Genomic DNA, 25,960 nt, shown 5'->3' with positions numbered 1-25,960 from the left:
TGTGCCGCGTGGTCGGACAGTCCGGCTTCGCATTTTTGGTCGGTAAAGGCGGGCTGAACGCTGCTTTAACCGGCTGGCTTGGCGATTGCGCTAAAAAACGCTATAATCGCGGAGTCGCTGGGCGTACGGATTCAATGTGCGGCTCAGGTGCGACCACCAGTAAGAGAAGATGGGCGTTCCGCCCATTTTTTTTTGCTGAAACGGTTAGGCATCTCGGGTAGCGCTTCCTGCGCCGGCTAAGGCGCGCGCCCGCGGGTGAATCGCGAGCGGCGGGCGCGAACACCTGAGAGGACACTGTGCAACTGACGGAACTGATAGAAACCACGGTCACCGGGCTCGGCTATGAGCTCGTGGATCTCGAGCGCACCGGGCGCGGCATGCTTTGCATCTATATCGATCAGCCTGCCGGCATTTCGCTCGACGATTGCGAAAAGGTGACGCGTCAGCTCCAGCACGTCTTGACGGTCGAAAACATCGATTACGAACGGCTCGAAGTCTCGTCCCCGGGGCTCGACCGCCCGTTGAAGAAACTGGCCGACTTCGAGCGCTTCGCCGGCAGCGAAGTTTCCGTGACCTTGAAAAAGCCGCTGGACGGGCGCAAGACGTACCGGGGCATTCTGCACGCGCCGAATGGCGAAACGATCGGTTTGGAATTTGAGAGGAATAAGGGCGAGGCCGCCATGCTGGATTTCACGCTGGCCGATATCGACAAAGCCCGCCTGATTCCGCAAGTTGACTTTAGGAGCCGCAAATAATGAGTCGCGAAGTGTTGATGCTGGTGGATGCGCTGGCGCGCGAGAAAAACGTCGACAAGGATGTGGTGCTGGGCGCCCTCGAGGCCGCGCTCGCTTCCGCTTCCAAGAAGCTGTTCGACGAAGGCGCCGAAATCCGCGTCCATATCGATCGCGAAAGCGGCGAGCACGAAACCTTCCGTCGCTGGCTCGTCGTGCCCGACGAGGCAGGCTTGCAGGAGCCGGATCGCGAGATCCTGCTGTTCGAAGCACGTGAGCAGAAGCCCGACGTCGAAGTCGGCGAATTCATCGAGGAACCGGTGCCGTCGATCGAGTTCGGCCGGATCGGCGCGCAGGCTGCCAAGCAGGTGATCCTGCAGAAGGTGCGCGACGCCGAGCGCGAGCAGATCCTGAACGACTACCTCGAGCGCGGCGAAAAGATCATGACCGGTACGGTCAAGCGCCTCGACAAGGGCAACTTCATCGTCGAATCGGGCCGCGTCGAAGCGCTGCTGCGCCGCGACCAGCTGATCCCGAAGGAAAACCTGCGCGTGGGCGACCGCGTGCGTGCGTACATCGCGAAGGTCGACCGCACCGCGCGCGGCCCGCAGATCGAACTGTCGCGTACCGCGCCCGAGTTCCTGATGAAGCTGTTCGAGATGGAAGTGCCGGAAATCGAGCAGGGCCTGCTCGAGATCAAGGCGGCCGCGCGCGATCCGGGCGTGCGCGCGAAGATCGGCGTGATCGCATACGACAAGCGCATCGATCCGATCGGCACCTGCGTCGGCATCCGCGGCTCGCGCGTGCAGGCGGTGCGCAACGAGCTCGGTGGCGAAAACATCGACATCGTGCTATGGTCGGAGGATCCCGCCCAGTTCGTGATCGGCGCGCTCGCGCCGGCAGCCGTCCAGTCGATCGTCGTCGATGAAGAAAAGCACTCGATGGACGTCGTCGTCGACGAGAACGAGCTGGCCGTCGCGATCGGCCGCAGCGGTCAGAACGTTCGCCTTGCCAGCGAACTGACCGGCTGGCAAATCAACATCATGACGCCGGACGAATCCGCCCTGAAGCAGGGCGAAGAACGCGAACGGCTGCGTGCATTGTTCATGGCGCGTCTCGACGTCGATGAAGAAGTCGCCGACATCCTGATCGACGAGGGCTTCACGAGCCTCGAAGAGATCGCCTACGTGCCGCTCAACGAAATGCTCGAAATCGAGGCGTTCGACGAGGACACCGTGCACGAACTGCGCAACCGCGCACGCGACGCGCTGCTGACGATGGCGATCGCGAACGAAGAAAAGGTCGAGAACGCTGCGCTGGATCTGAAGAGCCTCGACGGCATCACGCCGGAGTTGCTCACGAAGCTGGCCGAACACGGCGTGCAGACGCGCGACGATCTCGCCGAGCTTGCTGTGGATGAACTGGTCGACATGACCGGAGTGGAAGAGGATGCCGCTAAGGCGTTGATCATGAAAGCACGTGAACATTGGTTCCAGTGAGAAATGACCATGGCGCACTGATTTGATGGCGGCCGTATGGCCTGACCCGATGCTAACCGCAAGGAATCGGTCCTTGCACTAAGAGGAATGAATGGCGAGTAACAACGTAGCCCAATTTGCCGCGGAACTGAAAATGCCTGCTGGTGTGCTGCTCGAACAGCTGCAGGCAGCGGGCGTCCAGAAAGCGAGTGAAGACGATGCGCTGTCCGAGACGGACAAGGCGCGTCTGCTCGATCATTTGCGCAAGTCGCACGGCGCAACCGACGGCGACAAGCGCAAGATCACGCTGACCCGCAAGCATACGTCGGAGATCAAGCAGTCTGACGCGACGGGCAAGGCTCGCACCATTCAGGTCGAGGTCCGCAAGAAGCGTACGTTCGTCAAGCGCGACGACGTCGCCGAAGGTGCGGAACAGGGTCAGGCGCAAGTCGCCGAAGCGGACGACGATGCAGAACTGAAGCGTCGCGAGGAAGAAGCGCGCCGCGAAGCCGAGCTGCTCGAGCAGCAGGCGCAGGAGCTGCTCGAGCGTCAAGAGCGCCTCGAGCGTGAAGAAGCCGAGCGCCGCGCCCGCGAGGAAGCGGCCGAAGCCGAGCGCCGTCGTGCCGAAGAAGAGGCAGCGGCCAAGCGTGCGGCGGCGGAAGCCGCAGCGGCGCAGCAGGCTGCCGCGCAGCAAGCCGCCGAATCGAAGCAGGAAGCGCCGGGCGCGCAGTCCGCGCAGGAAGAAGCACGCGCGGCTGCCGAGCGTGCAGCGCAGCGCGAAGCGGCGAAGAAGGCCGAGGACGCAGCCCGAGAGGCGGCGGACAAGGCGCGCGCCGAGCAGGAAGAGATTCGCAAGCGTCGCGAGGCGGCCGAAGCCGAAGCGCGCGCGATTCGCGAAATGATGAACACGCCGCGCAAGGCAGTCGTGAAGGCCGTCGAGCCGCCGAAGCCGGTCGAGGCACCGAAGCCCGCCGAGGCGAAGGGCACGCTGCACAAGCCGGCGAAGCCGGCAGGCGCAGGCGTGCAGGCACGTCCGGCCGTGAAGAAGCCGGCCGGTGCGACGCCGGCCACGACGCAGGCGCCGGCAGCAGGCGCGGGCGACCGCAACAAGAAGCCGGGCGGCGGCAAGGGCGGCTGGCAGGACGACGCAGCGAAGCGTCGCGGCATCAAGACGCGCGGCGATTCGAGCGGCGGCGTCGACCGCGGCTGGCGCGGCGGCCCGAAGGGGCGCGGCCGTCACCAGGACAGCGCATCGACGTTCCAGGCACCGACCGAACCGATCGTGCGTGAAGTGCACGTGCCGGAAACCATTTCGGTTGCCGATCTCGCGCACAAGATGTCGATCAAGGCCTCGGAAGTCATCAAGGTGATGATGAAGATGGGCCAGATGGTCACGATCAACCAGGTGCTCGACCAGGAAACGGCGATGATCGTCGTCGAGGAACTGGGCCACCGTGCGGTCGCGGCCAAGCTGGACGATCCGGAAGCGCTGCTGGTCGAAGGCGAAACGAGTTCGGACGCCGAGCAGCTGCCGCGTCCGCCGGTCGTCACGGTGATGGGTCACGTCGACCACGGCAAGACCTCGCTGCTCGACCACATCCGCCGCGCGAAGGTTGCCGCAGGCGAAGCGGGCGGTATTACGCAGCACATCGGCGCATACCACGTCGAAACGCCGCGCGGCGTCATCACGTTCCTCGACACGCCGGGTCACGAGGCCTTCACGGCCATGCGTGCACGCGGCGCGAAGGCGACCGACATCGTGGTGCTGGTGGTGGCGGCCGACGACGGCGTGATGCCGCAGACGAAGGAAGCCATCGCTCACGCGAAGGCGGGCGGTGTGCCGATCGTCGTGGCGATCAACAAGATCGACAAGCCGGAAGCGAACCCGGATCGCGTCAAGCAGGAGCTGGTCGCGGAAGGCGTCGTGCCGGAAGAGTACGGCGGCGATTCGCCGTTCGTGCCGGTGTCGGCGAAGACGGGCGCAGGCATCGACGATCTCCTCGAGAACGTGCTGCTGCAGGCCGAAGTGCTGGAACTGAAGGCACCGGTCGAGGCGCCGGCCAAGGGTATCGTGATCGAAGCGAAGTTGGACAAGGGCAAGGGCCCGGTCGCGACGATCCTGGTGCAGTCGGGTACGCTGAACCGCGGTGACATCGTGCTGGCAGGCTCGGCTTACGGCCGCGTGCGTGCGATGCTCGACGAGAACGGCAAGCCGACGAAGGAAGCCGGTCCGTCGATCCCGGTCGAAATTCAGGGTCTGTCGGAAGTGCCGGGCGCAGGCGAGGAAGTGATCGTGCTGCCGGACGAGCGCAAGGCGCGCGAAATTGCGTTGTTCCGCCAGGGCAAGTTCCGCGACGTCAAGCTGGCGAAGCAGCAGGCCGCGAAGCTGGAAAGCATGCTCGAGCAGATGGGCGAAGGCGAAGTGCAGAACCTGCCGCTCATCATCAAGGCCGACGTGCAGGGCTCGCAGGAAGCACTCGTGCAGTCGCTGCTCAAGCTGTCGACCGACGAAGTGCGTGTGCAGATCGTGCACAGCGCGGTGGGCGGCATCAGCGAAAACGACGTCAACCTCGCGACGGCATCGAAGGCGGTCATCATCGGCTTCAACACGCGTGCGGATGCACAGGCGCGCAAGCTGGCCGAAGCGAACGGCATCGACATCCGCTACTACAACATCATCTATGACGCAGTGGATGAGGTGAAGGCGGCGATGTCGGGCATGCTGGCGCCGGAGAAGCGCGAAGTCATCACCGGCATGGTCGAGGTGCGCCAGGTGTTCAAGGTGCCGAAGATCGGTACGGTCGCCGGCTGTATGGTCACCGACGGTATCGTCAAGCGCTCGTCGTCGGTGCGCGTGCTGCGCAACAACGTCGTGATCTTCACGGGCGAACTCGAATCGCTGAAGCGCTTCAAGGACGACGTGAAGGAAGTCAAGCAAGGCTTCGAGTGCGGTATGTCGGTGAAGAACTTCAACGACATCGTCGAAGGCGACCAGTTCGAAGTCTTCGAAGTGACCGAAGTCGCCCGTACGCTGTAATCGTCGCGTATCGGCTCGTGGGCGGGGCAGGCTTGGGCCTGTCCCGCCCATTTTCATGGCGGCGCGCCAACGGTGCGCCGCTTCATCCTGATAAACGGATCACGGATCGATCATGTCCAGGAAACGTACTTCCCCCAATCGCAACGTGCAGATCGCCGACCAGATTCAGCGCGATCTGTCCGAGCTCATCATGCGCGAGGTCAAGGATCCGCGCATCGGCATCGTGACCATCCAGAGCGTGGAACTCACGCCGGACTACGCGCACGCGAAGGTCTACTTCACGGCGCTCACCGGCGATCCCGAGAAGACGCAGGAAGCGCTGAACCACGCGTCGGGCCATCTGCACAACCTGTTGTTCAAGCGCCTGCACATTCACACGGTGCCGACGCTGCATTTCCATTACGACCAGACGATCGAGAAGGCCGTCGAGATGTCGCGGCTGATCAAGGAAGCCAACTCGACGCGCGCGAAGGACGACGACGAAGCCGGCGCGCCCGCGCAGGACGATTGAGCGCACGCGCCTATGACGACTGCAGCTCCCCAACGTCCGCGCGTGCCGCGGCGCGCGCTCGACGGCGTGCTTCTGCTCGACAAGCCGGTCGGCCTGTCGAGCAACGACGCACTGATACGCGCGAAGCGCCTGTTGCTCGCGAAGAAGGCCGGTCATACCGGCACGCTGGATCCGCTCGCCTCGGGGCTGTTGCCGCTGTGCTTCGGTGAGGCGACGAAGTTTTCGCAGGACCTGCTGGAAGCGGACAAGACCTACGAAGCGACGATGCGTCTCGGCGTGCGCACGACCACCGGCGACGCGGAAGGCGACGTGCTCGAGACGCGCGCGGTCGCATGCGATCGCGCGGCAGTGGAGGCGGCGCTCGCGCGCTTCACCGGCGACATCGTGCAGGTGCCGCCGATGTACTCGGCGCTCAAGCGCGACGGCAAGCCGCTGTATGAATATGCGCGGGCTGGGCAGACCGTCGAGCGCGAAGGCCGCAACGTGACGATCCATGCGCTCGACCTGCTCGATTGCGCGCTGCCGGACGTGACGTTCCGCGTGACCTGCAGCAAGGGCACCTACGTGCGTACGCTCGCTGAAGACATCGGCGAAGCGCTCGGTTGCGGCGCGCATCTGACGATGCTGCGCCGTACCGGGGTCGGCGCGTTGACGCTCGAGCACGCGGTGACGCTCGACGCACTGTCGGACGCTGCCGAAGCGGCGCGCGACGCGTGGCTTCAGCCGGTCGACGCGCTGCTGTCGACGTTTCCGCTGGTGCGTCTCGACGACGCCAGCGCGAAGCGGTTCCTGCACGGGCAGCGCCTGCCGCTGTCGGCGCTCGATCCGATCGACGCGGCCGAAGGCGCGCGCGTGCGCGTGTACGACGCGCAGCGGCTGCTAGGCGTCGCACGCAAGGCGAGCGGCGTGCTCGCACCCGAGCGTCTCGTCGTGACGGCCGCCTGACCGGCCGCGCGCAAGCGCGGCGTCGGAACGAAAAAAGCCCGGCTGTCGCCGGGCTTTTGCATTGCATGCGTTCGCGCGTGCCGCTCAGTGCGCCGCCGACGCCGCCGCACCCGCATCGCCGCCGCCCGCGCGTTCGGGCTTGGTGATCCAGATCAGTCCGATCAGCAGCACGAAGATCGCCGCCGAGATGTAGAACAGATCGTTCACGCCGAGCTGGGCCGCCTGCTGCGTGGCCATGTTGTTGATGAGGCCGTGCGCCTGGTCCGGCGTCAGCCCGAGCTTGCCCATCTGCGTGACGGCCTGGTTGAACGTCGGGTTGTACACGTTGGTCTGCTCGACCAGTTGCGCGTGGTGGAAGTTGTTGCGGTGATCCCACGCGGTCTGGAAGATCGACGTGCCGATGCCGCCGCACATGATCCGCACGAAGTTCGACAGGCCCGATGCCGCGGGAATGCGGTGGCCGGGCAGGCCGGACAGCGTGATCGATACCAGCGGGATGAAGAAGCCGGCCATCGCGATGCCCTGTACGAGCGTCGGCAGCGTCAGCGACCACTCGTCGACGTCCGTCGTGTAGCGCGAGCGCATCCAGAAGCACAGCGCGAACGTCAGGAACGCGGCCGTTGCGATATAGCGCGGATCGGTGCGCGGCAGGAACTTGCCGGTCAGCGGCGACAACAGGATCGCGAACAAGCCGACGGGCGCCATCACGAGGCCCGCATCGGTGGCGGTGTAGCCGATCTGCGTCTGCAGCCACAGCGGCAACAGCACGAGGTTCCCGAAGTAGAGACCGTAGCCGACGGCGAGCGCGATCGTGCCGCCCGTGAAATTGCGGATGCGGAACAGCGACAGGTCGACGACCGGATGTTCGGCGGTCAGCTCCCAGATCACGAAGAACGCGAACGAGATGACGGCGATCAGTGCGAGCGCGACGATCGTCGTCGACGCGAACCAGTCGAGATCCTTGCCCTTGTCGAGCATGATCTGCAGCGAGCCGACCCACAGCACCAGCAGCGCGAGGCCGACGCCGTCGATCGGCGCGCGGCGCACCGTCGATTCGCGCGTGCGATAGATCGACCACGTGGCGAGCGCAGCGGCGATGCCGACCGGGATGTTCACGTAGAAGATCCACGGCCACGAGTAGTTGTCCGAGATCCAGCCGCCGAGAATCGGCCCCGCGACCGGCGCGATCAGCGTCGTCATCGACCAGAGCGCGAGCGCCATCGGCGCTTTCGCGCGCGGATAGCTCGACAGCAACAGCGATTGCGACAGCGGAATCATCGGCCCGGCGACCGCGCCCTGCAGCACGCGCGACGCGAGCAGGAACGGCAGGGTCGGCGCGAGCCCGCACATCCACGACGAAATGACGAACAGGATGATCGACGCGAGGAACAGGCGCACCTGTCCGAAGCGGTCGGTCAACCAGCCCGTCAGCGGCACGGAGATCGCGTTCGCGACCGCGAACGACGTGATGACCCACGTGCCCTGGTCGGACGACACGCCGAGGTCGCCCGAGATGGTCGGGATCGCGACGTTCGCGATCGACGTGTCGAGCACGTTCATGAACACGGCGAGCGACACCGCGATCGTTCCGAGCACGAGTTGCCCGCCCTGCAGCGGCGGGTAGGAGACTGGAGCCTGTGCCATGTCGGTAGTTGTCCGGTGTCGAAGCCGTTACATCATCTTCGCGGCGGTGCCCGTCTTCGCCGCAGCCGCGGCCGATGCCAGCGCGTTGCCGCCGGCGTTCGCGGCGATGATGCGGGCGATTTCCGCGTCGGCTTCGTCGCCGTACTTCGCGAATACGTCGGTCTCGTAGACGGTGTTGTGTGCGTTGGCGAGCTGATCGCCGCGCTCGTCCTTGATGTCGACGTCGACCTGCATCGACAGCCCGATGCGCAGCGGATGCTTGTCGAGATCCTTCGGATCGATCTCGATCCGCACCGGCAGGCGTTGCACGACCTTGATCCAGTTGCCGGTCGCGTTCTGCGCCGGCAGCAGCGAGAACGCCGAGCCCGTGCCGGCCGAGAAGCCGACGACCTTGCCGTGGTAGACCGCCGACGAGCCGTAGATGTCGGCCGTCAACTCGACCGGCTGGCCGATGCGCATGTGCCTGAGCTGCACTTCCTTGAAGTTGGCATCGACCCACACCGCGTTCAGCGGCACGACCGACATCAGCGGCGTGCCCGGCGACACGCGCTGGCCGACCTGCACCGAGCGCTTCGCGACATAGCCGGTGACCGGCGCGGGCAGTACGTTGCGCGCGTTGGCGAGGTAGGCGTCGCGAACCTTCGCGGCCGCGGCCATCACGTTCGGATGCGACGCGATCGTCGTGTTGGCTGTCAGCGCGCGATTCGACGCGAGCTCCTGCTGCGCGGCGTCGACCGATGCCTGCGCGGCGCGTACCGCGTCGCGCGCATGCGAGATTTCTTCCTGCGACACGGCGCCCGTCTGCGCGACGGCCAGCCGGCGGCGCAGGTCGTCCTGCGCCTTCGACAGGTCGGACTGGCGCAGCGCGACTTGCGCACGGTACTGATCGTCGTTGACGAACAGGCCGCGCACCTGACGCACCGTCTGCGCGAGATTGGCCTCGGCCTGCTGAAGCGCGATCTGCGAATCGGCCGGATCGAGCACGACGAGCGGGTCGCCGGCCTTGATCGTCTGCGTGTCGTCGGCCTTCACGGCGATCACCGTCCCGGTGACCTGCGGCGTGATCTGCACGACGTTGCCGTTCACGTATGCGTCGTCGGTTTCCTCATGGAAACGCGCGACGAGGAAGTAGTACAGACCGTACGCGATGGCCGCGATCACGATCACCGCGATCAGCAGCGTCATCATCCGTTTGCGCTTGCCGTTGTTCTGCGGCTGGGCGCCGGCCGCGTTTTGTTGAGGGTCGCTCATGGCGATTTTCTCCGTCCGTTATTTCGAGTGTCTGCGTAGTGGTGGCGCCGGATCAGTTGGCGGCCTGCTTTGTTTGCGTTTTCTGTTGTTCTGCGTCGGGCGCCGCGAGCCGCGTGCCGGTTGCGTCGAAGCCGCCGCCGAGCGCCTTGATCAGCGCGAGCTGCATGTCGCGCCGGCGCATCTTCAGGTTCGTGACCGTCTGTTCCGATGCGAGGCGGTTGCTGTCGGCAGTGAGCACCTGCAGCTGCGGCGACAGGCCGGCCTTGTAGCGGATCACGGCCAGGTCGTAGGCGCGCGTCGATGCATCGAGCGCACGCTGCGCGTCGTCCATCTGGCGGTCGACCGCGCGGATCGACGCGACCTGCGTCGCCACGTCGTTCAGCGCGCCGATCAGCGTCTGGTTGTAGTTCGCGACCGACAGGTCGAAGTCCGCATAGCGGCCCTTGAGCTGCGCACGCAATGCGCCGGCATCGAAGATCGGCAGGTGGATGGCCGGGCCGAACTGCGCCTGGCGGCTCGCGAAGTTCAGGAATTTGCCCCAGCCGAACGCGTCGAAGCCGAAGCCGGCCGCGAGGTTCACGTCGGGGAAGAACTCGGCCTTCGCCTCCTTCACGTCGTGCATCGCGGCTTCCACCTGCCAGCGCGCGGCGACGATGTCGGGGCGGCGCGCCACGAGGTCGGCCGGCAGGTTGCCGGGCAGGGCGACCGTGCCGGACGGGTTCATCACCGGCGCGGCGATCTGCAGCCCGCGGTCCGGCCCCTTGCCGAGCAGCGCGGCGAGCTGGTAGCGCACGGTCGTGATCTGGCCGTCGAGGTCGGACAGCGACGCCTGCGTCGTCGCGATGTTGCCGCGGGCGGTCTGACGCTCGACATTCGTGTCGAGGCCGGCCGACACGCGACCGTCGGTGATCTTGCCGACCGTCTGACGGTTGGTGATCTCGCGCTGCGCGATGTCGCGCAGCGCATACAGTTGCGCGAGCGAGTTATAGGTGCGGGCGACCGACGACGCGAGCGTGATGCGCGCCTGCTGCATGTCCGCTTCGGCGGCCTTTTCCTGCGACACGGCGGTGTGCAGCCGCTCGCGGTTCTTGCCCCACAGGTCGAGATCCCACGATGCGCTCGCGAGCACATTGTTCTCGCTGTACCACTGGCCGCCGTACGGGGGCGGGAACAGCGCATTGGAAGAATAGAGCTCGCGCGTCCACGAGTAGCTCGCTTCGGCCTTCGGCATCAGGTTCGAGCGCGACGATTCGATATACGACGACGCCTTCGCGATCCGCGCCTGCGCCTGCGCGATCGATGGATTGCCCTGGAGCGCCTCGTCGATCAGCTTCGGCAGCTGCGGATCGCCGAACTGGCTGGCCCAGTCGAGCGTCGGCCACTGGCCGCCCTGGGCTGGCAGGCTTTGCGCCGATTCGAATTGCGACGCGGGCGCGATCTGCTTGTCGCTCTTGATGCCGATATAGTTTGCGCAGCCCGCCAGCGCCAGCGCGGCAACTGCGGCGGCGACGGCGGTGCGGCACGACCCGGCGCGCACGGACAACGTGGAGGATTTCATCGCGCTGTTCCCTGACTCGGAATGAATGATGGACACTGCAAGGATTTCCTTACATTAATCTGTCAAAAGTAATTGTTATGGCAACTATTACGTGATGCTATTGCCCGCGTTCTCGCAATAATTGCTGAGAATGCGGCGCAGCATGCTCTTCAGAAATCCGACTTCTTCCGGCGTGAAGCCCTCGAGCAGCTCGTCGAGCACGCTGCGGAACACGGGCGGCAACCGCTCGGCGAGCGCACGCCCTTCGTCCGTTAACTCGAGGCGCACGACGCGGCGGTCCTCGATGCTGCGCACGCGGGACAGCAGCCCGCGCTTCTCGACGCGATCGAGCAGGCGCGTGACCGCGCTGGCGTCGATCCCATACTCGCGCGCCAGCTCCGCGGCCGTCGAACATTTGCCGACCGCGATCATGAACAGCATGCTCGCCTGCGTGCCGGTGATGCCGAGCTCTTCCTGCGTGCGCTGCGTGACGAGGTTGGTCATCACGGACTTCACGCGCGACATCAGATAACCGACGCTGTCGTTGATCTGGTACGAGGACAGCGGCGAAACGGGCGATTGAGAAGGAGAATCGGACATAAAACCCTGAAGCTGCAATAGTTGACTAGGCAGCAGTATAGGGGCAATTTGCTTGCCGCGGCAAATGTTAATCGAACAGGCAACGCCGCGCTGAAGGTGGGCGAATCACCTTGTCGGCGGCGGGGTTTTTGTCGCGGGTGGGCGCCGCCGGCGGGTGGGCGGGACGCGTCGGCGGGGCGGCCGAAGCGGCGTTGCTTGCTGCGATGCAACGGACGGTCCGGCTTTCGACATTCCGACGTGCTATAATTTGCGGTTTCCAAGCTGCAACGCGCGCGCACGTGTCCCGGTGACTGACGAGCGTGCGCGTTTGCGCGTTCAACGATTTCAGGTTTCTATGACCCGCGCCCTTCGCAACATCGCCATCATCGCTCACGTCGACCACGGCAAGACCACGCTCGTCGACCAACTGCTTCGCCAGTCCGGCACCTTCCGCGAGAACCAGCAGATTGCCGAGCGGGTGATGGACTCGAACGACATCGAAAAAGAGCGCGGGATCACCATCCTCGCGAAGAACTGCGCGGTCGAATACGAAGGCACGCACATCAACATCGTCGACACGCCGGGGCACGCGGACTTCGGCGGCGAGGTGGAGCGCGTGCTGTCGATGGTCGACTCGGTGCTGCTGCTGGTCGACGCGGTCGAAGGCCCGATGCCGCAGACGCGCTTCGTCACGAAGAAGGCGCTCGCGCTCGGTCTGAAGCCGATCGTCGTGATCAACAAGATCGATCGTCCGGGCGCGCGGATCGACTGGGTGATCAACCAGACCTTCGACCTGTTCGACAAGCTCGGTGCCACCGAAGAGCAGCTGGACTTCCCGATCGTCTACGCATCGGGCCTGAACGGCTACGCGTCGCTCGATCCGGCGACCCGCGAAGGCGACATGCGCCCGCTGTTCGAGGCGATCCTCGCGCACGTGCCGGTTCGCCCGGCCGATCCGGAAGCGCCGCTGCAGCTGCAGATCACGTCGCTCGACTATTCGACGTACGTCGGCCGCATCGGCGTGGGCCGCATCACGCGTGGTCGCATCAAGCCGGGTCAGCCGGTCGTGATGCGCTTCGGTCCGGAAGGCGAGGTGCTGAACCGCAAGATCAACCAGGTGCTGTCGTTCAAGGGGCTCGAGCGCGTGCAGGTCGAGTCGGCCGAAGCCGGCGACATCGTGCTGATCAACGGCATTGAAGATGTCGGCATCGGCGCGACGATCTGCGCGGTCGACACGCCCGAAGCGCTGCCGATGATCACCGTCGACGAACCGACGCTGACGATGAACTTCCTCGTCAACTCGTCGCCGCTGGCAGGCCGCGAAGGCAAGTTCGTGACGAGCCGCCAGATCCGCGACCGCCTGATGAAGGAACTGAACCACAACGTCGCGCTGCGCGTGAAGGACACCGGCGACGAAACCGTGTTCGAAGTGTCGGGCCGCGGCGAACTGCACCTGACGATCCTCGTCGAGAACATGCGCCGCGAAGGCTATGAGCTCGCGGTGTCGCGTCCGCGCGTCGTGATGCAGGAAATCGACGGCGTGAAGCACGAGCCGTACGAGCTGCTGACGGTCGACGTCGAAGACGAGCACCAGGGCGGCGTGATGGAAGAGCTCGGCCGCCGCAAGGGCGAGATGCTCGACATGGCGTCGGACGGCCGCGGCCGTACGCGTCTGGAATACCGCATCTCGGCGCGCGGCCTGATCGGCTTCCAGAGCGAATTCCTGACGCTCACGCGCGGCACGGGCCTGATGAGCCACATCTTCGACTCGTACGCACCGGTCAAGGAAGGCTCGGTGTTCGAGCGTCGCAACGGCGTGCTGATCTCGCAGGACGACGGCGCCGCGGTGGCGTACGCGCTGTGGAAGCTGCAGGATCGCGGCCGCATGTTCGTGAAGCCGGGCGACGCGCTGTATGAGGGCATGATCATCGGCATTCACAGCCGCGACAACGACCTGGTCGTGAACCCGATCAAGGGCAAGCAGCTGACCAACGTGCGTGCGTCGGGCACCGACGAAGCCGTGCGCCTCGTGCCGCCGGTCCAGATGTCGCTCGAATATGCGGTCGAATTCATCGACGACGACGAGCTCGTCGAAGTCACGCCGCAATCGATCCGTCTGCGCAAGCGCTTCCTGAAGGAACACGAGCGTCGTCGCGCAAGCCGTGAAGGCGCGGTCGACTGAGCATCGTGCGTTCCCGTGCACGACGAAAAAGGCTGCCTTCGGGCGGCCTTTTTTGCATTCGCTCGACGTGCAACCGAATAGCCGGCAAAACACTGTTTCTGCGCCTCGTGCCAATCCGGCAAAACCCCGCCACGCGGTGCTTTCGGGCACATTTCGGCGCGAACTCCGGTATCGGTTCTGTGATATGCTGCGCGCACGCAAGTTTAGGTCCTTCCAAGCAAGACTTGATTCGCAATCCGCTAAACGGTCAGGCCGTGTCGCGGAAGGTTGAGCAACCCGCTATTTCTCGAGAAGCTCGAAGAAAGGTGAGCGTAAAATGTCAGATGTAATGAAGCAGTTTCAGCTGAACTCCTATCTGTTCGGCGGCAATGCTTCGTACGTTGAAGAACTGTACGATGCATATCTCAACAATCCGGCGTCGGTGCCGGAAAACTGGCGAGAGTATTTCGACGCGCTGCAGAACGTGCCGGCAACGGACGGTTCGAATGCCAACGACGTCGCTCACTACCCGATCGTCGAATCGTTCGCCGAGCGTGCGAAGGCCAATGCCTTCATCCCGCGCGAAAGCGGCAGCAATCTGGCCACCGCGCGCAAGCAGGTTCATGTCCAGTCCCTGATCAGCGCCTATCGCTTCCTCGGCTCGCAATGGGCCAATCTGGATCCGCTGAAGCGTCGCGAACGTCCCGCCATCCCCGAGCTCGAACCTGCTTTCTACGACTTCTCCGAAGGCGACCTCGACCAGACGTACAGCGCAAGCAATCTGTACTTCGGTTTCGACCAGGCTTCGCTGCGCGACATCGTCAAGGGCCTGCGTGACACGTACTGCGGCACGATCGGCGCCGAGTACATGTACATCAGCGATCCGGAGCAGAAGCGCTGGTGGCAGGAGCGCCTCGAATCGACGCGCGCGACGCCGGCGTTCTCGGCCGACAAGAAGAAGCACATCCTGAATCGCCTGACGGCCGCCGAAGGCCTCGAGCGCTACCTGCACACCAAGTACGTCGGCCAGAAGCGCTTCTCGCTCGAAGGCGGCGAGAGCTTCATCGCGGCGATGGACGAAGTCGTCCAGCACGCGGGCAAGAGCGGCGTGCAGGAAATCATCATCGGCATGGCCCACCGCGGCCGTCTGAACGTGCTGGTCAACACGCTGGGCAAGATGCCGGCCGACCTGTTCGCCGAATTCGAAGGCAAGCACGTCGACGACCTGCCGGCCGGCGACGTGAAGTACCACAAGGGCTTCTCGTCGGACGTGTCGACGGAAGGCGGCCCGGTCCACCTGTCGCTCGCATTCAACCCGTCGCACCTCGAAATCGTGAACCCGGTGGTCGAAGGTTCGGCGAAGGCGCGGATGGACCGTCGCGGCGACGACGACGGCCTGCAGGTGCTGCCGGTGCAGATCCACGGCGACGCGGCATTCGCGGGCCAGGGCGTCGTGATGGAAACGCTGAACCTCGCGCAAACGCGCGGTTACGGCACGCACGGCACGCTGCACATCGTCATCAACAACCAGATCGGCTTCACGACGTCCGACCCGCGCGACGCGCGCTCGACGCTGTACTGTACCGACGTGGTCAAGATGATCGAAGCGCCGGTGCTGCACGTGAACGGCGACGATCCTGAAGCCGTCGTGCTCGCGATCCAGATCGCGATCGACTACCGGATGCAGTTCCACAAGGATGTCGTGATCGACATCGTGTGCTTCCGCAAGCTGGGTCACAACGAACAGGACACGCCGGCGGTCACGCAGCCGCTGATGTACAAGAAGATCGCGCAGCACCCGGGCACCCGTGCGCTGTACGCCGAGAAGCTGGTTCAGCAGGGCGTGATCACCGCGGAAGACGCGGACGGCTACGTGAAGGCGTACCGCAAGGCGATGGACGACGGCCACCACACCGTCGATCCGGTCCTGTCGAACTACAAGAGCAAGTACGCGGTCGACTGGGTGCCGTTCCTGAACCGCAAGTGGACGGACGCAGCCGATACGGCCGTGCCGCTCGCCGAACTGAAGCGCCTGGGCGAACGCATCACCACGGTCCCGGAAAACTTCAAGGTTCACCCGCTCGTCGAGCGCGTGATCAACGACCGCCGCAACATGGCGCGCGGCGACCAGCCGCTCGACTGGGGCATGGGTGAACACCTCGCATTCGCGTCGCTCGTCGCATCGGGCTATGCAGTGCGCCTGACCGGCCAGGACTCGGGCCGCGGCACGTTCACGCACCGTCACGCGGTGCTGCACGACCAGAACCGCGAGCGCTGGAACGACGGCACGTACGTGCCGCTGCAGAACATCGCCGAAGGCCAGGCGAAGTTCACGGTGATCGACTCGGTGCTGTCGGAAGAGGCGGTGCTGGGCTTCGAATACGGTTACTCGACCGCCGAGCCGAACACGCTCGTGCTGTGGGAAGCGCAGTTCGGCGACTTCGTCAACGGCGCGCAGGTCGTGATCGACCAGTTCATCTCGTCGGGCGAAGTGAAGTGGGGCCGCGTGTCGGGCCTGACGATGCTGCTGCCGCACGGCTACGAAGGCCAGGGTCCGGAACACTCGTCGACCCGTATCGAGCGTTTCCTGCAACTGTGCGCGGATCACAACATGCAGGTCGTTCAGCCGACCACCCCGGCGCAGATCTTCCACCTGCTGCGTCGCCAGATGATCCGCCTGTTCCGCAAGCCGCTGATCATCGCTACGCCGAAGTCGCTGCTGCGCCACAAGGAAGCGGTGTCGGATCTGTCCGAGCTCGCGAAGGGCTCGTTCCAGCCGGTGCTGGGCGAAACCGACGGCGGCATCGACCCGAAGAAGGTCAAGCGTGTGCTGGCATGCTCGGGCCGCGTGTACTACGACCTCGTCGCGCACCGTCGCGAAGCGAAGGCGAACGACGTCGCGATCATCCGTATCGAGCAGCTGTATCCGTTCGCGCACAAGCAGTTCGAAGCGGAAATGAAGAAGTACGAGCACGCGACTGAAGTGGTCTGGGTGCAGGACGAGCCGCAGAACCAGGGCCCCTGGTTCTACGTCGAGCACCACCTGAAGGAAGGCATGAAGGAAGGGCAGAAGCTGGCATACAGCGGCCGCCCGGCTTCGGCCTCGCCGGCAGTTGGCTACTACGCGAAGCACTACGAGCAGCAGAAGGCCCTCATCGAAGGTGCATTCGGCCGCCTGAAGAGCACATCGATCGCGAAATAATCGACGTAAGCGAAACGGGAAGGCGCGCGGCGCTTTCCCGTCTCGTTTGGCCCGCGTGGCGCGTCGCGCGCCCTGGTGGCCGAGCGAGTCGCACGAACCTCGTCATTACCCAGATTAAGCATCCAGGAAAATCACATGGCTATCGTAGAAGTCAAAGTCCCCCAGCTTTCGGAGTCGGTTTCGGAAGCCACCATGCTGCAGTGGAAGAAGAAGCCGGGCGAAGCAGTCGCGCAGGACGAAATCCTGATCGAACTCGAGACCGACAAGGTCGTGCTCGAAGTGCCGGCACCGGCCGCGGGCGTGCTCGCGCAAGTGCTGCAGAACGACGGTGACACCGTGGTCGCCGATCAAGTGATCGCGACGATCGACACCGAAGCGAAGGCAGGTGCTGCGCAAGCCGCAGCGGGCGCCGCGGAAGTGCAGCCGGCGGCAGCGCCGGCCGCAGCAGCACCGGCCGCACAGCCGGCTGCCGCAACGGCATCGAGCTCGGCCGCCGCATCGCCGGCCGCAGCGAAGCTGCTGGCCGAGAAGGGTCTGTCGACGGGCGACGTCGCAGGCTCGGGCCGCGACGGCCGCGTCACGAAGGGCGACGCGCTCGCCGCAGGCAGCGCACCGAAGGCTGCACCGGCCGCCGCACCGGCGAAGACCGCCGCTGCGAAGCCGTCGCTGCCGGAAGTGAAGGTCCCGGCATCGGCCACGACCTGGCTGAACGACCGTCCGGAACAGCGCGTGCCGATGTCGCGCCTGCGCGCGCGTATCGCCGAGCGTCTGCTCGAGTCGCAGCAAACGAACGCGATCCTGACGACGTTCAACGAAGTCAACATGCAGCCGGTCATGGACCTGCGCGCGAAGTACAAGGACAAGTTCGAGAAGGAACATGGCGTGAAGCTCGGCTTCATGTCGTTCTTCGTGAAGGCGGCCGTGCACGCGCTGAAGAAGTTCCCGCTGGTGAACGCGTCGATCGACGGTAACGACATCGTCTACCACGGCTACTTCGACATCGGTATCGCGGTCGGTTCGCCGCGCGGCCTGGTCGTGCCGATCCTGCGCAACGCGGATCAGCTGAGCCTCGCCGAGATCGAGAAGAAGATCGCCGAATTCGGCCAGAAGGCGAAGGACGGCAAGCTGTCGATCGAGGAAATGACGGGCGGTACGTTCTCGATCTCGAACGGCGGCGTGTTCGGCTCGATGCTGTCGACGCCGATCATCAACCCGCCGCAGTCGGCGATCCTCGGCGTGCACGCGACGAAGGAACGTCCGGTCGTCGAGAACGGCCAGATCGTGATCCGTCCGATCAACTACCTCGCGCTGTCGTACGACCACCGCATCATCGACGGCCGCGAAGCCGTGCTGTCGCTCGTCGCGATGAAGGATGCGCTCGAAGATCCGGCACGTCTGCTGCTCGACCTGTAAGCCGAGTCTCACCGCACTGACCCGTTCCGCACGCGCGCGCCTTCGCGCGCGCGTGCGGACGTACAAGTAGAAAGGATTGACATGTCCAAGGAATTTGACGTCGTCGTGATCGGCGCCGGCCCCGGCGGCTACATCGCCGCGATTCGCGCCGCGCAGCTCGGCAAGACCGTTGCCTGTATCGAGAAGTGGAAGAACCCGGCCGGCGCGCTGAAGCTCGGCGGCACCTGCCTGAACGTCGGCTGCATCCCGTCGAAGGCGCTGCTCGCGTCGTCGGAAGAGTTCGAAAACACGTCGCACCATCTGGCCGACCACGGCATCACGGTCGATGGCGTGAAGATCGACGTCGCGAAGATGCTCGGCCGCAAGGACGCGATCGTCGAGAAGATGACGAGCGGGATCGAGTTCCTGTTCAAGAAGAACAAGATCACCTGGCTCAAGGGCCACGGCAAGTTCACCGGCAAGACGGACGCCGGCGTGCAGATCGAAGTGAGCGGCGAAGGCGAAGCCGAAGTCGTCACCGCGAAGAACGTGATCATCGCGACGGGCTCGAAGGCGCGTCATCTGCCGAACATCCCGGTCGACAACAAGATCGTGTCGGACAATGAAGGCGCGCTGCGCTTCGACTCGGTGCCGAAGAAGCTCGCCGTGATCGGCGCGGGCGTGATCGGCCTCGAGCTCGGCTCGGTGTGGCGTCGTCTGGGCGCCGACGTGACGGTGCTCGAAGCGCTGCCGGCGTTCCTCGGCGCAGCCGACGAAGCGCTCGCGAAGGAAGCGGCGAAGCTGTTCAAGAAGCAGGGCCTCGACATTCATCTCGGCGTGAAGATCGGCGACGTGAAGACGACCGCGAACGGCGTGTCGATCGCCTACACGGACAAGGACGGCAACGCGCAGACGCTCGACGCCGACCGCCTGATCGTGTCGGTCGGCCGTGTGCCGAACACCGACAACCTCGGCCTCGAGGCAATCGGCCTGAAGGCGAACGAGCGCGGCTTCATCGACGTCGACAAGCAGATGCGCACGAACGTGCCGCACATCTTCGCGATCGGCGATATCGTCGGGCAGCCGATGCTCGCGCACAAGGCGGAAGACGAAGGCGTGCTGGTCGCGGAAGTGATCGACGGTCAGAAGCCGCACATCGACTACAACTGCATTCCGTGGGTGATCTACACGTACCCGGAAATCGCATGGGTCGGCAAGACGGAGCAGCAGCTGAAGGCGGAAGGCCGCGAGATCAAGTCGGGCAAGTTCCCGTTCTCGATCAACGGCCGCGCGCTCGGCATGAACGCGCCGGACGGTTTCGTGAAGATGATCGCGGACGCGAAGACCGACGAACTGCTCGGCGTGCACGTGATCGGCGCGAATGCGTCGGACCTGATCGCGGAAGCCGTGGTGGCGATGGAATTCAAGGCGGCGTCGGAAGACATCGCCCGCATCTGCCATCCGCACCCGTCGATGTCGGAAGTGATGCGCGAAGCGGCGCTCGCGGTCGACAAGCGCTCGCTGAACAGCTGAGCGCGGTATAGCGCCGGCCGGCGCTCGGCCGGCGCAGCCGTCTCATGACGAAGGCGGGCGGGAATTTCCCGCTCGCCTTCGTCTTTTCCGGTTTGCCCGATGAACGTCAACGAATACTACACGCGCGAACTGAGTACGCGCGGCTATCAGTCCGATCCCGCCCAGCGCGCGGCCGTCGATCGTCTGCAGCGCTGTTTCGACGAATGGGTCGAGTACAAGGGGCGCCGCTCGAACGCGTTCAAGAAGCTGATCAATCGTCCCGACCTGCCGCGCGGCGTCTACATGTGGGGCGGCGTCGGGCGCGGCAAGAGCTTCCTGATGGACAGCTTCTACGCGGTGGTGCCGGTGCAGCGCAAGACGCGCCTGCATTTCCACGAATTCATGCGGGAAGTCCATCGCGAGCTCGAGGAGCTGAAAGGGCAGGCCGATCCGCTCGACGAGCTCGCGCGACGTATCGCGAAACGCTACCGGCTGATCTGCTTCGACGAATTCCACGTGTCGGACATCGCCGACGCGATGATCCTGTACCGGCTGCTCGACCGGCTGTTCGACAACGGCGTGCAGTTCGTGATGACGTCCAACTACGATCCCGACGATCTCTATCCCGACGGCCTGCATCGCGACCGCATGCTGCCGGCGATCGCGCTGATCAAGCAGAAGCTCGACGTGCTGAACGTCGACGCGGGCGTCGACTATCGGCAGCGCACGCTCGCGCAGGTGCAGATGTATCACACGCCGCTCGGCGCCGACGCCGATCGCGAGCTGCGCCGTGCGTTCGCGAAGCTCGCCGCGGTGCCTGACGAGAGCCCGATCCTGCATATCGAGAAGCGCGAGCTGAAGGCGTTGCGCAAGGCGGACGGCGTCGTGTGGTTCGATTTCGCGACGCTGTGCGGCGGCCCGCGCTCGCAGAACGACTATCTCGAGCTGGCCAGCCGCTTCCACGCGATCGTGTTGTCCGAGGTGCCGCAGATGTCGCCGCGGATGGCGTCCGAGGCGCGGCGCTTCACGTGGCTGATCGACGTGCTGTACGACCACAAGGTCAAGCTGCTGATGTCGGCCGCGGTGCCGGCCGAGCAGTTGTACGTCGAAGGGCCGATGGCGAACGAGTTTGCCCGCACGGTATCGCGGATCGTCGAAATGCAATCGAAGGAGTACCTCGAAGCGCCGCGTCGCATCGTCGATACTTCGCTGACCTGAGCGCGGCTGCCGCAAGTCATGCGCTTCAATCGTCAATTCCGGTCAAATTGCCTCAATTTGACGGTATTTTCGGATTTGTCTTATAGTCGCCGAAAAGGTCGGGCGATATCGTGTGTCATGGTTCCTGAGGCTGGAGATGTCCATGACACCGTATCGCGATCTGACCGACCAGGAGTGGCGCTCCATCGTGCCGCTTCTGCCTGAAATGAAGCCGCGCACCGAATTGCGCGGTCGGCCACTGGCCAACACACGCGCCGTGCTGAACGGCGTGCTGTGGGTGATCTACAGCGGCGCGACATGGTCCGCGATGCCGCGTCGCTACCCTTCGTATCAGACCTGCCATCGCCGCTTCAAGGCCTGGCACGACACGGGCACGTTGATGCAGGTGATGAGCGTGCTGTACGGCGAGGCGGGCGTGAACCTGTGCAATGCGCTGTCCGCGCGGATGCGCAAGCACTGCCAACCGGATGCGGTAGCGGTGCCCGATGCCGCCGTGCCGGCCTACGTTGCACATGGCAAGCGTGCAGCCGCCGACACGATGGAGCTCGCGACGTGACGTCGTGCGATTTCACTATCGTGCGCGCATAAAAAATCGGCCTGACGACGTTGTCGCAGGCCGATTTTTCATTGCATCGCGCGCATCGACGCGCGCTGCATTACTGCGCGCGCACCCAGGTCTGCGAGCGGCCGAGCAGCGATACGCCGATGTAGCCGCGCACGACCAGCTTCTGGCCGCCGTCTTCCAGCGACATCTTGCACTTGTAGACCTTGCCGTTTTCCGGATCGAGGATGTTGCCGCCGTCCCAGTGGTCGCCGTCCTTCTTCATCGCCTTGATGATCGTCATGCCCTTGATGAGCTGATCCTTGCGTTCGTCCGTGCATGCGGTGCAGCGGCGATCGGGCGTGTCGTTCGCGCCGAGGCCCTTGACGACCTTGCCCGACAGCGAGCCGTCGCCATCTTCGGCGATCTGCACGAGGGCCTTCGGCGCGTGCGTGCTGTCGTCGATCGTCTGCCACATGCCGACGGGGCTGTCGGCCTGAGCGAAGGTGGGGGCAGCGCAAGCGAGCAGTGCGCCGGCGACGGCCAGTGCGCGCAACGGGCGGGTCAGTTGAACCATTGTCTTCCTCCTTGTTTCGTGTCGTGTTCGATTCGCTCGCACGACCGCCTGCATAGGGCGGTGGCATGTTGCGAGCCACGTCAGAATACGTGAAACAGCGTGCCGCGTTTGATAGACGGCACTCTAATCTAAACGGCCCGCCACATGCGGGCCGTGCGCTGCGCAATCAATTGAGCTGATACGAAAACGCCGCGTTCACGCGCGGGCTGCGCGATGCGCTTTCGACCGGCGCATCGCCGACGGGCTTCGCGATGTTCAGGTCGAGACTGTAATAGCGGTTGTCCGTGAAGCGCACGCCGATGCCGACCGACGACAGCCGGCTCGGCGACGGCGTGCCGGTGTGCAGGTACACGCGCGCCATGTCGTACGCGATGTACGGCGTGATCGACTTCATGTAGGTCCAGCCCGGCGTGAACGCGCGATTGACCTCCAGCGACGCTCCCCAGCCCGAGTCGCCCGACGTTTCGCCGGGCTGGTAGCCGAGCGCATAGCGCGTCGAGCCGAACGAGATCTGTTCCGACGTCGGCAGCGAATCGGGGCTGTACTGGCCCGTCAGCGACACCGACGTGCCGATCTTGAACGGCCATTCGTTGGTCTGCGTGAAGGTCGCGCCGGTGCGCACGAACGTGAGCGAGATCGGGCTGTCGGCCGATGTCGTGTTCCCGCCGATCGTCGTGTTCTGCGACTTCGACGCACCGAGGATATTGAAGCCCTTCGCGACGTTGACGCTCAGCTTCTGCACCTGCTTGGCGGACACGCTCGTGTAGTCGAGCTGCATCTGCAGCACGCGCACTTGCGAACGCGTGTCGATGCTGTTGCCGGTGATCGTGTTCTGGTAGCGGTCTTCGTTGTGCGACGCGTAGCCGGACACCGTGCCGAGCAGGCTGCGCTGGTTGTTCAGCAGCAGTGGATAGGAAGCCGAAAGACCGAGCTTCTCGTTCTTCACGGTGCGCTCGACGGTGGACGGCAGGCCGGGGTTGTCGGTCGGCTTGCCGCGGTAGGTGCTGGCATCCAGCCGCGTGACGAGGCCGCTGCTGCCGACCGGCACCGCGCCGCTGAACGCGACGTAGGTCTGCTTGTCGCGTCCGGGCGGCACCAGCGCCGAAATGCTCAGCTGCTCGCCGAACGACGTGAGACCGTTCTCCGTCGCCGTGATGAGCCCCTGGACGCCCGGGTGATTGAAATCGATCCCGGTGCTGACGTTGAAGGCCTTGCGATCGACGGCGAGCTCGAGCGTCGTTGCGCCGTCGGTCGTCTGCGGGGGCGGCACGTTGGCCTTCACCGATACGCCGGGCAGGAGGCCGAACGTGTTCACGTAGCGTTCGAAGGTCGCGCGGCGCAGCGGTCGGTCGGCCGTGATGTGCGCGGCAATCGCGCGAATCTTCGACTCCATCGCGCCGGGCTTGCCGGTTACCTTCACGTCGGATACATAGCCTTCGACGACGGTGATGCGCACGACGCCGTTCTCGAACGTCTGCGCGGGAACGAACGCGAACGACAGCGCGTAGCCGCGCTCCTGGTACAGCTTGGTCACGCCGTTGGCGGTCTCGATCAGCTGGCCGATCGTGATGTCCTTGCCGACGAGCGGCGTGAAGCGTCGCGAGATTTCGTCGAACGGCACCGACTTCACGCCCTCGACCTGGAACGTGGAAGGCGTCAGATGTCGCGACAGCAGCTCCTGCAGTTGCGGCGCCTGCGGGGCGACCTGCACGGTGACGTTCGGACCTTGTTTCGGTGTGTTGATCTGCGGAAGGGAGTCGAGCGGGTTGCCTGCCGCGCGCGTCTGCGCGTGTGCGCCGCCGGCCGCTGCGATGGCGAGCAGCAGCATCCAACTGTCGAGTCTGGATTTCATTGTTCTTCCTCGTAGGCCTTGCTTTTCATCTTCTTTGTATTGCGTGCGCGCGACACCGGAATGTCGCGCGCCGCGTGCCGCGTTGCCGGTCGTGTTGGTACGGCCGCGCGCCGTGCACCGGCTGCACGGGCGCGGCCGTCCTCCTTACTTGCCGACGCTGCCCAGCGTGCCGAGCAGGCCCGTGACCGGCGCGAGCAGGCCGGTCGAGCTGCCCGACGACGCCGAGTTCGACACGCCGCCGACGAGCGACGTGACCGGCGCAAGCGGACTCGACGATCCCCCGGATCCCGCTGCGCCGCCGACCGCGCCGGTGACAGTATTCAGCAAGCCCGTCACCGGCGCGAGCGGGTTTGCCCCGCTTGCGCCGCCCGTTGCTCCGCCGAGCGTGCCCGTGACCGTCGACACGAGATTGGTGAGCGGCGCGAGCGGGCTGCTGCCCGAGCCACCCGTCGCGCCGCCGACCGCGCCGGTGAGCGAACCGAGCGGCGTCGAGCCGAGACCGGACAGCAGGCCGCCGAGCGGGTTCGTTGCACCCGAACCCGACGACGAGCCGCTCTGGACCGTCGCCGTCGAGCCGCCGACGAGGCTCGTGATCAGGCCGGGGATCGGCGCCGCACCGTTCGGGCCGTTCGGGTTCACGAGACCGCCCGCGTTGGTCACGGTGTTGCCCACCGCGGTGACGAGCTGGCCGACGTCGCCGACGAGCGGCTGCTTCGACGTGCCCGCGACCTGCGTGCCGGCCGAGCTGATCGCGCCGCCGATCTGGCCGAGCAGGCCCGACACCGGTTGACCGAGGCCCGTCGTCGTGCCGACCTGTTGCGTGACCTGGCCGGCGGTGATGACGAGCGGCGTGATCGCCGAGCTGAGCGGCTGCGTGACCTGCTGCACGGCGCCCGACGACAGCGTCGAGCCGATCGTCGTGCCGGCCGCGGACAGGCCGTTGGCGACCGTGTCGAGTACCGTGCCGACCGGCGACGTGACCGGTGCGAGCGGCGCGAGCGGGCCGGTGCCGAGCGCCTTGACGGTCGAGCTCAGGCCGGACACGGTATTGCTCGTCGCGCCGACCACGTTGCCGAGGCCCGCGACGGTTGTGCCGACCGGATTGCTCGTCGTGCCGGTCTGTCCGAGGCCGTTGCTCAACGCGTCGGCGGCGGCGCCGATGATCGTGCCGGTGCTCGACAGCGTGCTGCCGACGCCCTTCGTCACGCCGTCGCCGAGGCCCGGCAGGCTGACGTTGCCCACCGTGCTGCCGAGATCCGTCGCGGTCTGGCCGACCGTGCTGACCACGCCCTTGGTGCCCGTCGTCGTGCCGCTGGTGCCGCTCGTCCCGCTGCTGCCGGTTCCGCTGGTACCGCTCGTGCCGCTGGTGCTGCTCGTCGGCGGCGAGCTGACGCCGCCGCCGCCGCAAGCGGCGAGCACGCACGCTGCCGCGAACGCGGTGAGGGGAGCGCGCCACGGGCGCAGGGCGGCCGTCGTGAAGGAATGTTGTTGGGACATGATTGGACTCCTCGCTGTCTTGTCGATGAATGGATGCCGGATTACTTGCCGTGCGTGCCGCCGAGCAGGCCGCCGATCAGCGACGTGACGGGCGCGAGCAGGTTCGAACCCGAGCCCGAGTTCGTGACGGTGCCCGTGGCGCCGCTCAGTGCGGGCGCGCCGGCTGCGCTGGTGACCGTGGACAGCGCGCCCGTCACCGGGGCCAGCGGGCCGCTGCCGGCAGCGCCGCCCGTCGCGCTGCCGAGCGCGCCGGTGACGGTGGAGACGAGGCCGGTGACCGGCGCGAGCGGGCCGC

18 protein-coding genes and 1 pseudogene are annotated in these 25,960 nt (G+C 65.3%); 11 read left to right on the top strand and 8 right to left on the bottom strand.

Going from position 1 to position 25,960, the window contains the following annotated elements:
• The first annotated feature begins 296 nt into the window (after positions 1-296).
• The 5 genes from rimP to truB all read left to right on the top strand — a co-directional run bounded on the left by rimP (position 297) and on the right by truB (position 6,702).
• Positions 297-755 (top strand): ribosome maturation factor RimP, encoded by a 459-nt coding sequence (gene rimP, locus EX20_RS29410; protein ID WP_011884583.1) that lies wholly within the window; start codon positions 297-299, stop codon positions 753-755.
• Entirely contained in the window at positions 755-2,230 is a 1,476-nt protein-coding gene (nusA, locus tag EX20_RS29405) for a transcription termination factor NusA (RefSeq protein WP_011884586.1), read from the top strand. Before rimP ends, nusA begins: the two co-directional genes overlap by 1 nt.
• A gap of 91 nt (positions 2,231-2,321) precedes the next feature.
• Positions 2,322-5,246: a translation initiation factor IF-2 gene (infB, locus tag EX20_RS29400; protein ID WP_034195582.1), complete on the top strand. Its 2,925-nt coding sequence runs from the start codon at positions 2,322-2,324 to the stop codon at positions 5,244-5,246.
• A gap of 112 nt (positions 5,247-5,358) precedes the next feature.
• Positions 5,359-5,757, top strand: a complete 399-nt coding sequence (rbfA, locus tag EX20_RS29395) for a 30S ribosome-binding factor RbfA (RefSeq protein WP_011884590.1) — start codon at positions 5,359-5,361, stop codon at positions 5,755-5,757.
• A 12-nt stretch (positions 5,758-5,769) separates the two neighbouring features.
• Complete coding sequence (truB, locus tag EX20_RS29390; RefSeq protein WP_034195581.1) at positions 5,770-6,702, top strand: tRNA pseudouridine(55) synthase TruB; 933 nt, start codon at positions 5,770-5,772, stop codon at positions 6,700-6,702.
• An 84-nt stretch (positions 6,703-6,786) separates the two neighbouring features.
• On the opposite strand, the gene EX20_RS29385 is transcribed toward truB, so the two are convergent.
• The 4 genes from EX20_RS29385 to EX20_RS29370 form a co-directional block, all read right to left on the bottom strand.
• Complete coding sequence (locus EX20_RS29385; protein ID WP_034195580.1) at positions 6,787-8,346, bottom strand: DHA2 family efflux MFS transporter permease subunit; 1,560 nt, start codon at positions 8,344-8,346, stop codon at positions 6,787-6,789.
• 27 nt (positions 8,347-8,373) lie between these two features.
• Positions 8,374-9,597, bottom strand: coding sequence for an HlyD/EmrA/EmrK family protein (locus tag EX20_RS29380; protein ID WP_014722926.1), 1,224 nt, complete (start codon positions 9,595-9,597; stop codon positions 8,374-8,376).
• 52 nt (positions 9,598-9,649) lie between these two features.
• Positions 9,650-11,155, bottom strand: coding sequence for an efflux transporter outer membrane subunit (locus tag EX20_RS29375; protein WP_011884596.1), 1,506 nt, complete (start codon positions 11,153-11,155; stop codon positions 9,650-9,652).
• A gap of 87 nt (positions 11,156-11,242) precedes the next feature.
• A complete protein-coding gene (locus EX20_RS29370) occupies positions 11,243-11,734 on the bottom strand; it encodes a MarR family winged helix-turn-helix transcriptional regulator (protein ID WP_014722928.1) in 492 nt (163 codons plus the stop codon).
• Positions 11,735-12,068: 334 nt separating this feature from the next.
• On the opposite strand from EX20_RS29370, the gene typA reads away from it, so the two are divergent.
• The 6 genes from typA to EX20_RS29340 all read left to right on the top strand — a co-directional run bounded on the left by typA (position 12,069) and on the right by EX20_RS29340 (position 21,754).
• A complete protein-coding gene (gene typA, locus EX20_RS29365; RefSeq protein WP_011884600.1) occupies positions 12,069-13,895 on the top strand; it encodes a translational GTPase TypA in 1,827 nt (608 codons plus the stop codon).
• A gap of 316 nt (positions 13,896-14,211) precedes the next feature.
• The gene (locus EX20_RS29360; RefSeq protein WP_011884602.1) at positions 14,212-17,076 is read left to right on the top strand and encodes a 2-oxoglutarate dehydrogenase E1 component; all 2,865 of its coding nucleotides are present in this window, start codon (positions 14,212-14,214) and stop codon (positions 17,074-17,076) included.
• Positions 17,077-17,211: 135 nt separating this feature from the next.
• Entirely contained in the window at positions 17,212-18,489 is a 1,278-nt protein-coding gene (gene odhB / locus EX20_RS29355; RefSeq protein WP_011884604.1) for a 2-oxoglutarate dehydrogenase complex dihydrolipoyllysine-residue succinyltransferase, read from the top strand.
• An 81-nt stretch (positions 18,490-18,570) separates the two neighbouring features.
• Positions 18,571-20,001, top strand: a complete 1,431-nt coding sequence (gene lpdA / locus EX20_RS29350) for a dihydrolipoyl dehydrogenase (RefSeq protein ID WP_034195579.1) — start codon at positions 18,571-18,573, stop codon at positions 19,999-20,001.
• Between the two features lie 99 nt (positions 20,002-20,100).
• The gene (gene zapE / locus EX20_RS29345; RefSeq protein WP_011884606.1) at positions 20,101-21,198 is read left to right on the top strand and encodes a cell division protein ZapE; all 1,098 of its coding nucleotides are present in this window, start codon (positions 20,101-20,103) and stop codon (positions 21,196-21,198) included.
• Positions 21,199-21,340: 142 nt separating this feature from the next.
• Positions 21,341-21,754: a transposase gene (locus EX20_RS29340; protein ID WP_014722934.1), complete on the top strand. Its 414-nt coding sequence runs from the start codon at positions 21,341-21,343 to the stop codon at positions 21,752-21,754.
• Positions 21,755-21,854: 100 nt separating this feature from the next.
• Here EX20_RS29340 and EX20_RS29335 read toward each other — a convergent pair whose 3' ends face one another.
• The 4 genes and pseudogenes from EX20_RS29335 to EX20_RS33110 form a co-directional block, all read right to left on the bottom strand.
• The gene (locus EX20_RS29335) at positions 21,855-22,316 is read right to left on the bottom strand and encodes a DUF2147 domain-containing protein (RefSeq protein WP_011884608.1); all 462 of its coding nucleotides are present in this window, start codon (positions 22,314-22,316) and stop codon (positions 21,855-21,857) included.
• A 166-nt stretch (positions 22,317-22,482) separates the two neighbouring features.
• A complete protein-coding gene (locus tag EX20_RS29330; RefSeq protein WP_011884609.1) occupies positions 22,483-24,168 on the bottom strand; it encodes a ShlB/FhaC/HecB family hemolysin secretion/activation protein in 1,686 nt (561 codons plus the stop codon).
• Between the two features lie 144 nt (positions 24,169-24,312).
• Positions 24,313-25,665, bottom strand: coding sequence for a collagen-like triple helix repeat-containing protein (locus EX20_RS29325; RefSeq protein WP_011884610.1), 1,353 nt, complete (start codon positions 25,663-25,665; stop codon positions 24,313-24,315).
• A gap of 41 nt (positions 25,666-25,706) precedes the next feature.
• A pseudogene (locus EX20_RS33110) lies at positions 25,707-25,960 on the bottom strand (collagen-like triple helix repeat-containing lipoprotein); the annotation flags it as partial.

It is taken from the genome of Burkholderia sp. WP42 (assembly GCF_000745665.1).
In the GTDB taxonomy this organism is placed as follows: Bacteria; Pseudomonadota; Gammaproteobacteria; order Burkholderiales; family Burkholderiaceae; genus Burkholderia; species Burkholderia vietnamiensis.
The sequence above is the reverse complement of the archived record's forward strand: the minus strand, read 5'-3'. Positions and strand labels throughout refer to the sequence as shown.

Coding starts and splice junctions, on each gene's coding strand:
- zapE (WP_011884606.1), top strand. CDS start 20,101: ATGAACGTCAACGAATACTACACGCGCGAACTGAGTACGCGCGGCTAT.
- EX20_RS29380 (WP_014722926.1), bottom strand. CDS start 9,597: ATGAGCGACCCTCAACAAAACGCGGCCGGCGCCCAGCCGCAGAACAAC.
- EX20_RS29360 (WP_011884602.1), top strand. CDS start 14,212: ATGTCAGATGTAATGAAGCAGTTTCAGCTGAACTCCTATCTGTTCGGC.
- nusA (WP_011884586.1), top strand. CDS start 755: ATGAGTCGCGAAGTGTTGATGCTGGTGGATGCGCTGGCGCGCGAGAAA.
- lpdA (WP_034195579.1), top strand. CDS start 18,571: ATGTCCAAGGAATTTGACGTCGTCGTGATCGGCGCCGGCCCCGGCGGC.
- EX20_RS29385 (WP_034195580.1), bottom strand. CDS start 8,346: ATGGCACAGGCTCCAGTCTCCTACCCGCCGCTGCAGGGCGGGCAACTC.
- EX20_RS29370 (WP_014722928.1), bottom strand. CDS start 11,734: ATGTCCGATTCTCCTTCTCAATCGCCCGTTTCGCCGCTGTCCTCGTAC.
- rbfA (WP_011884590.1), top strand. CDS start 5,359: ATGTCCAGGAAACGTACTTCCCCCAATCGCAACGTGCAGATCGCCGAC.
- infB (WP_034195582.1), top strand. CDS start 2,322: ATGGCGAGTAACAACGTAGCCCAATTTGCCGCGGAACTGAAAATGCCT.
- EX20_RS29375 (WP_011884596.1), bottom strand. CDS start 11,155: ATGAAATCCTCCACGTTGTCCGTGCGCGCCGGGTCGTGCCGCACCGCC.
- EX20_RS29330 (WP_011884609.1), bottom strand. CDS start 24,168: ATGAAATCCAGACTCGACAGTTGGATGCTGCTGCTCGCCATCGCAGCG.
- EX20_RS29340 (WP_014722934.1), top strand. CDS start 21,341: ATGACACCGTATCGCGATCTGACCGACCAGGAGTGGCGCTCCATCGTG.
- odhB (WP_011884604.1), top strand. CDS start 17,212: ATGGCTATCGTAGAAGTCAAAGTCCCCCAGCTTTCGGAGTCGGTTTCG.
- EX20_RS29335 (WP_011884608.1), bottom strand. CDS start 22,316: ATGGTTCAACTGACCCGCCCGTTGCGCGCACTGGCCGTCGCCGGCGCA.
- typA (WP_011884600.1), top strand. CDS start 12,069: ATGACCCGCGCCCTTCGCAACATCGCCATCATCGCTCACGTCGACCAC.
- truB (WP_034195581.1), top strand. CDS start 5,770: ATGACGACTGCAGCTCCCCAACGTCCGCGCGTGCCGCGGCGCGCGCTC.
- EX20_RS29325 (WP_011884610.1), bottom strand. CDS start 25,665: ATGTCCCAACAACATTCCTTCACGACGGCCGCCCTGCGCCCGTGGCGC.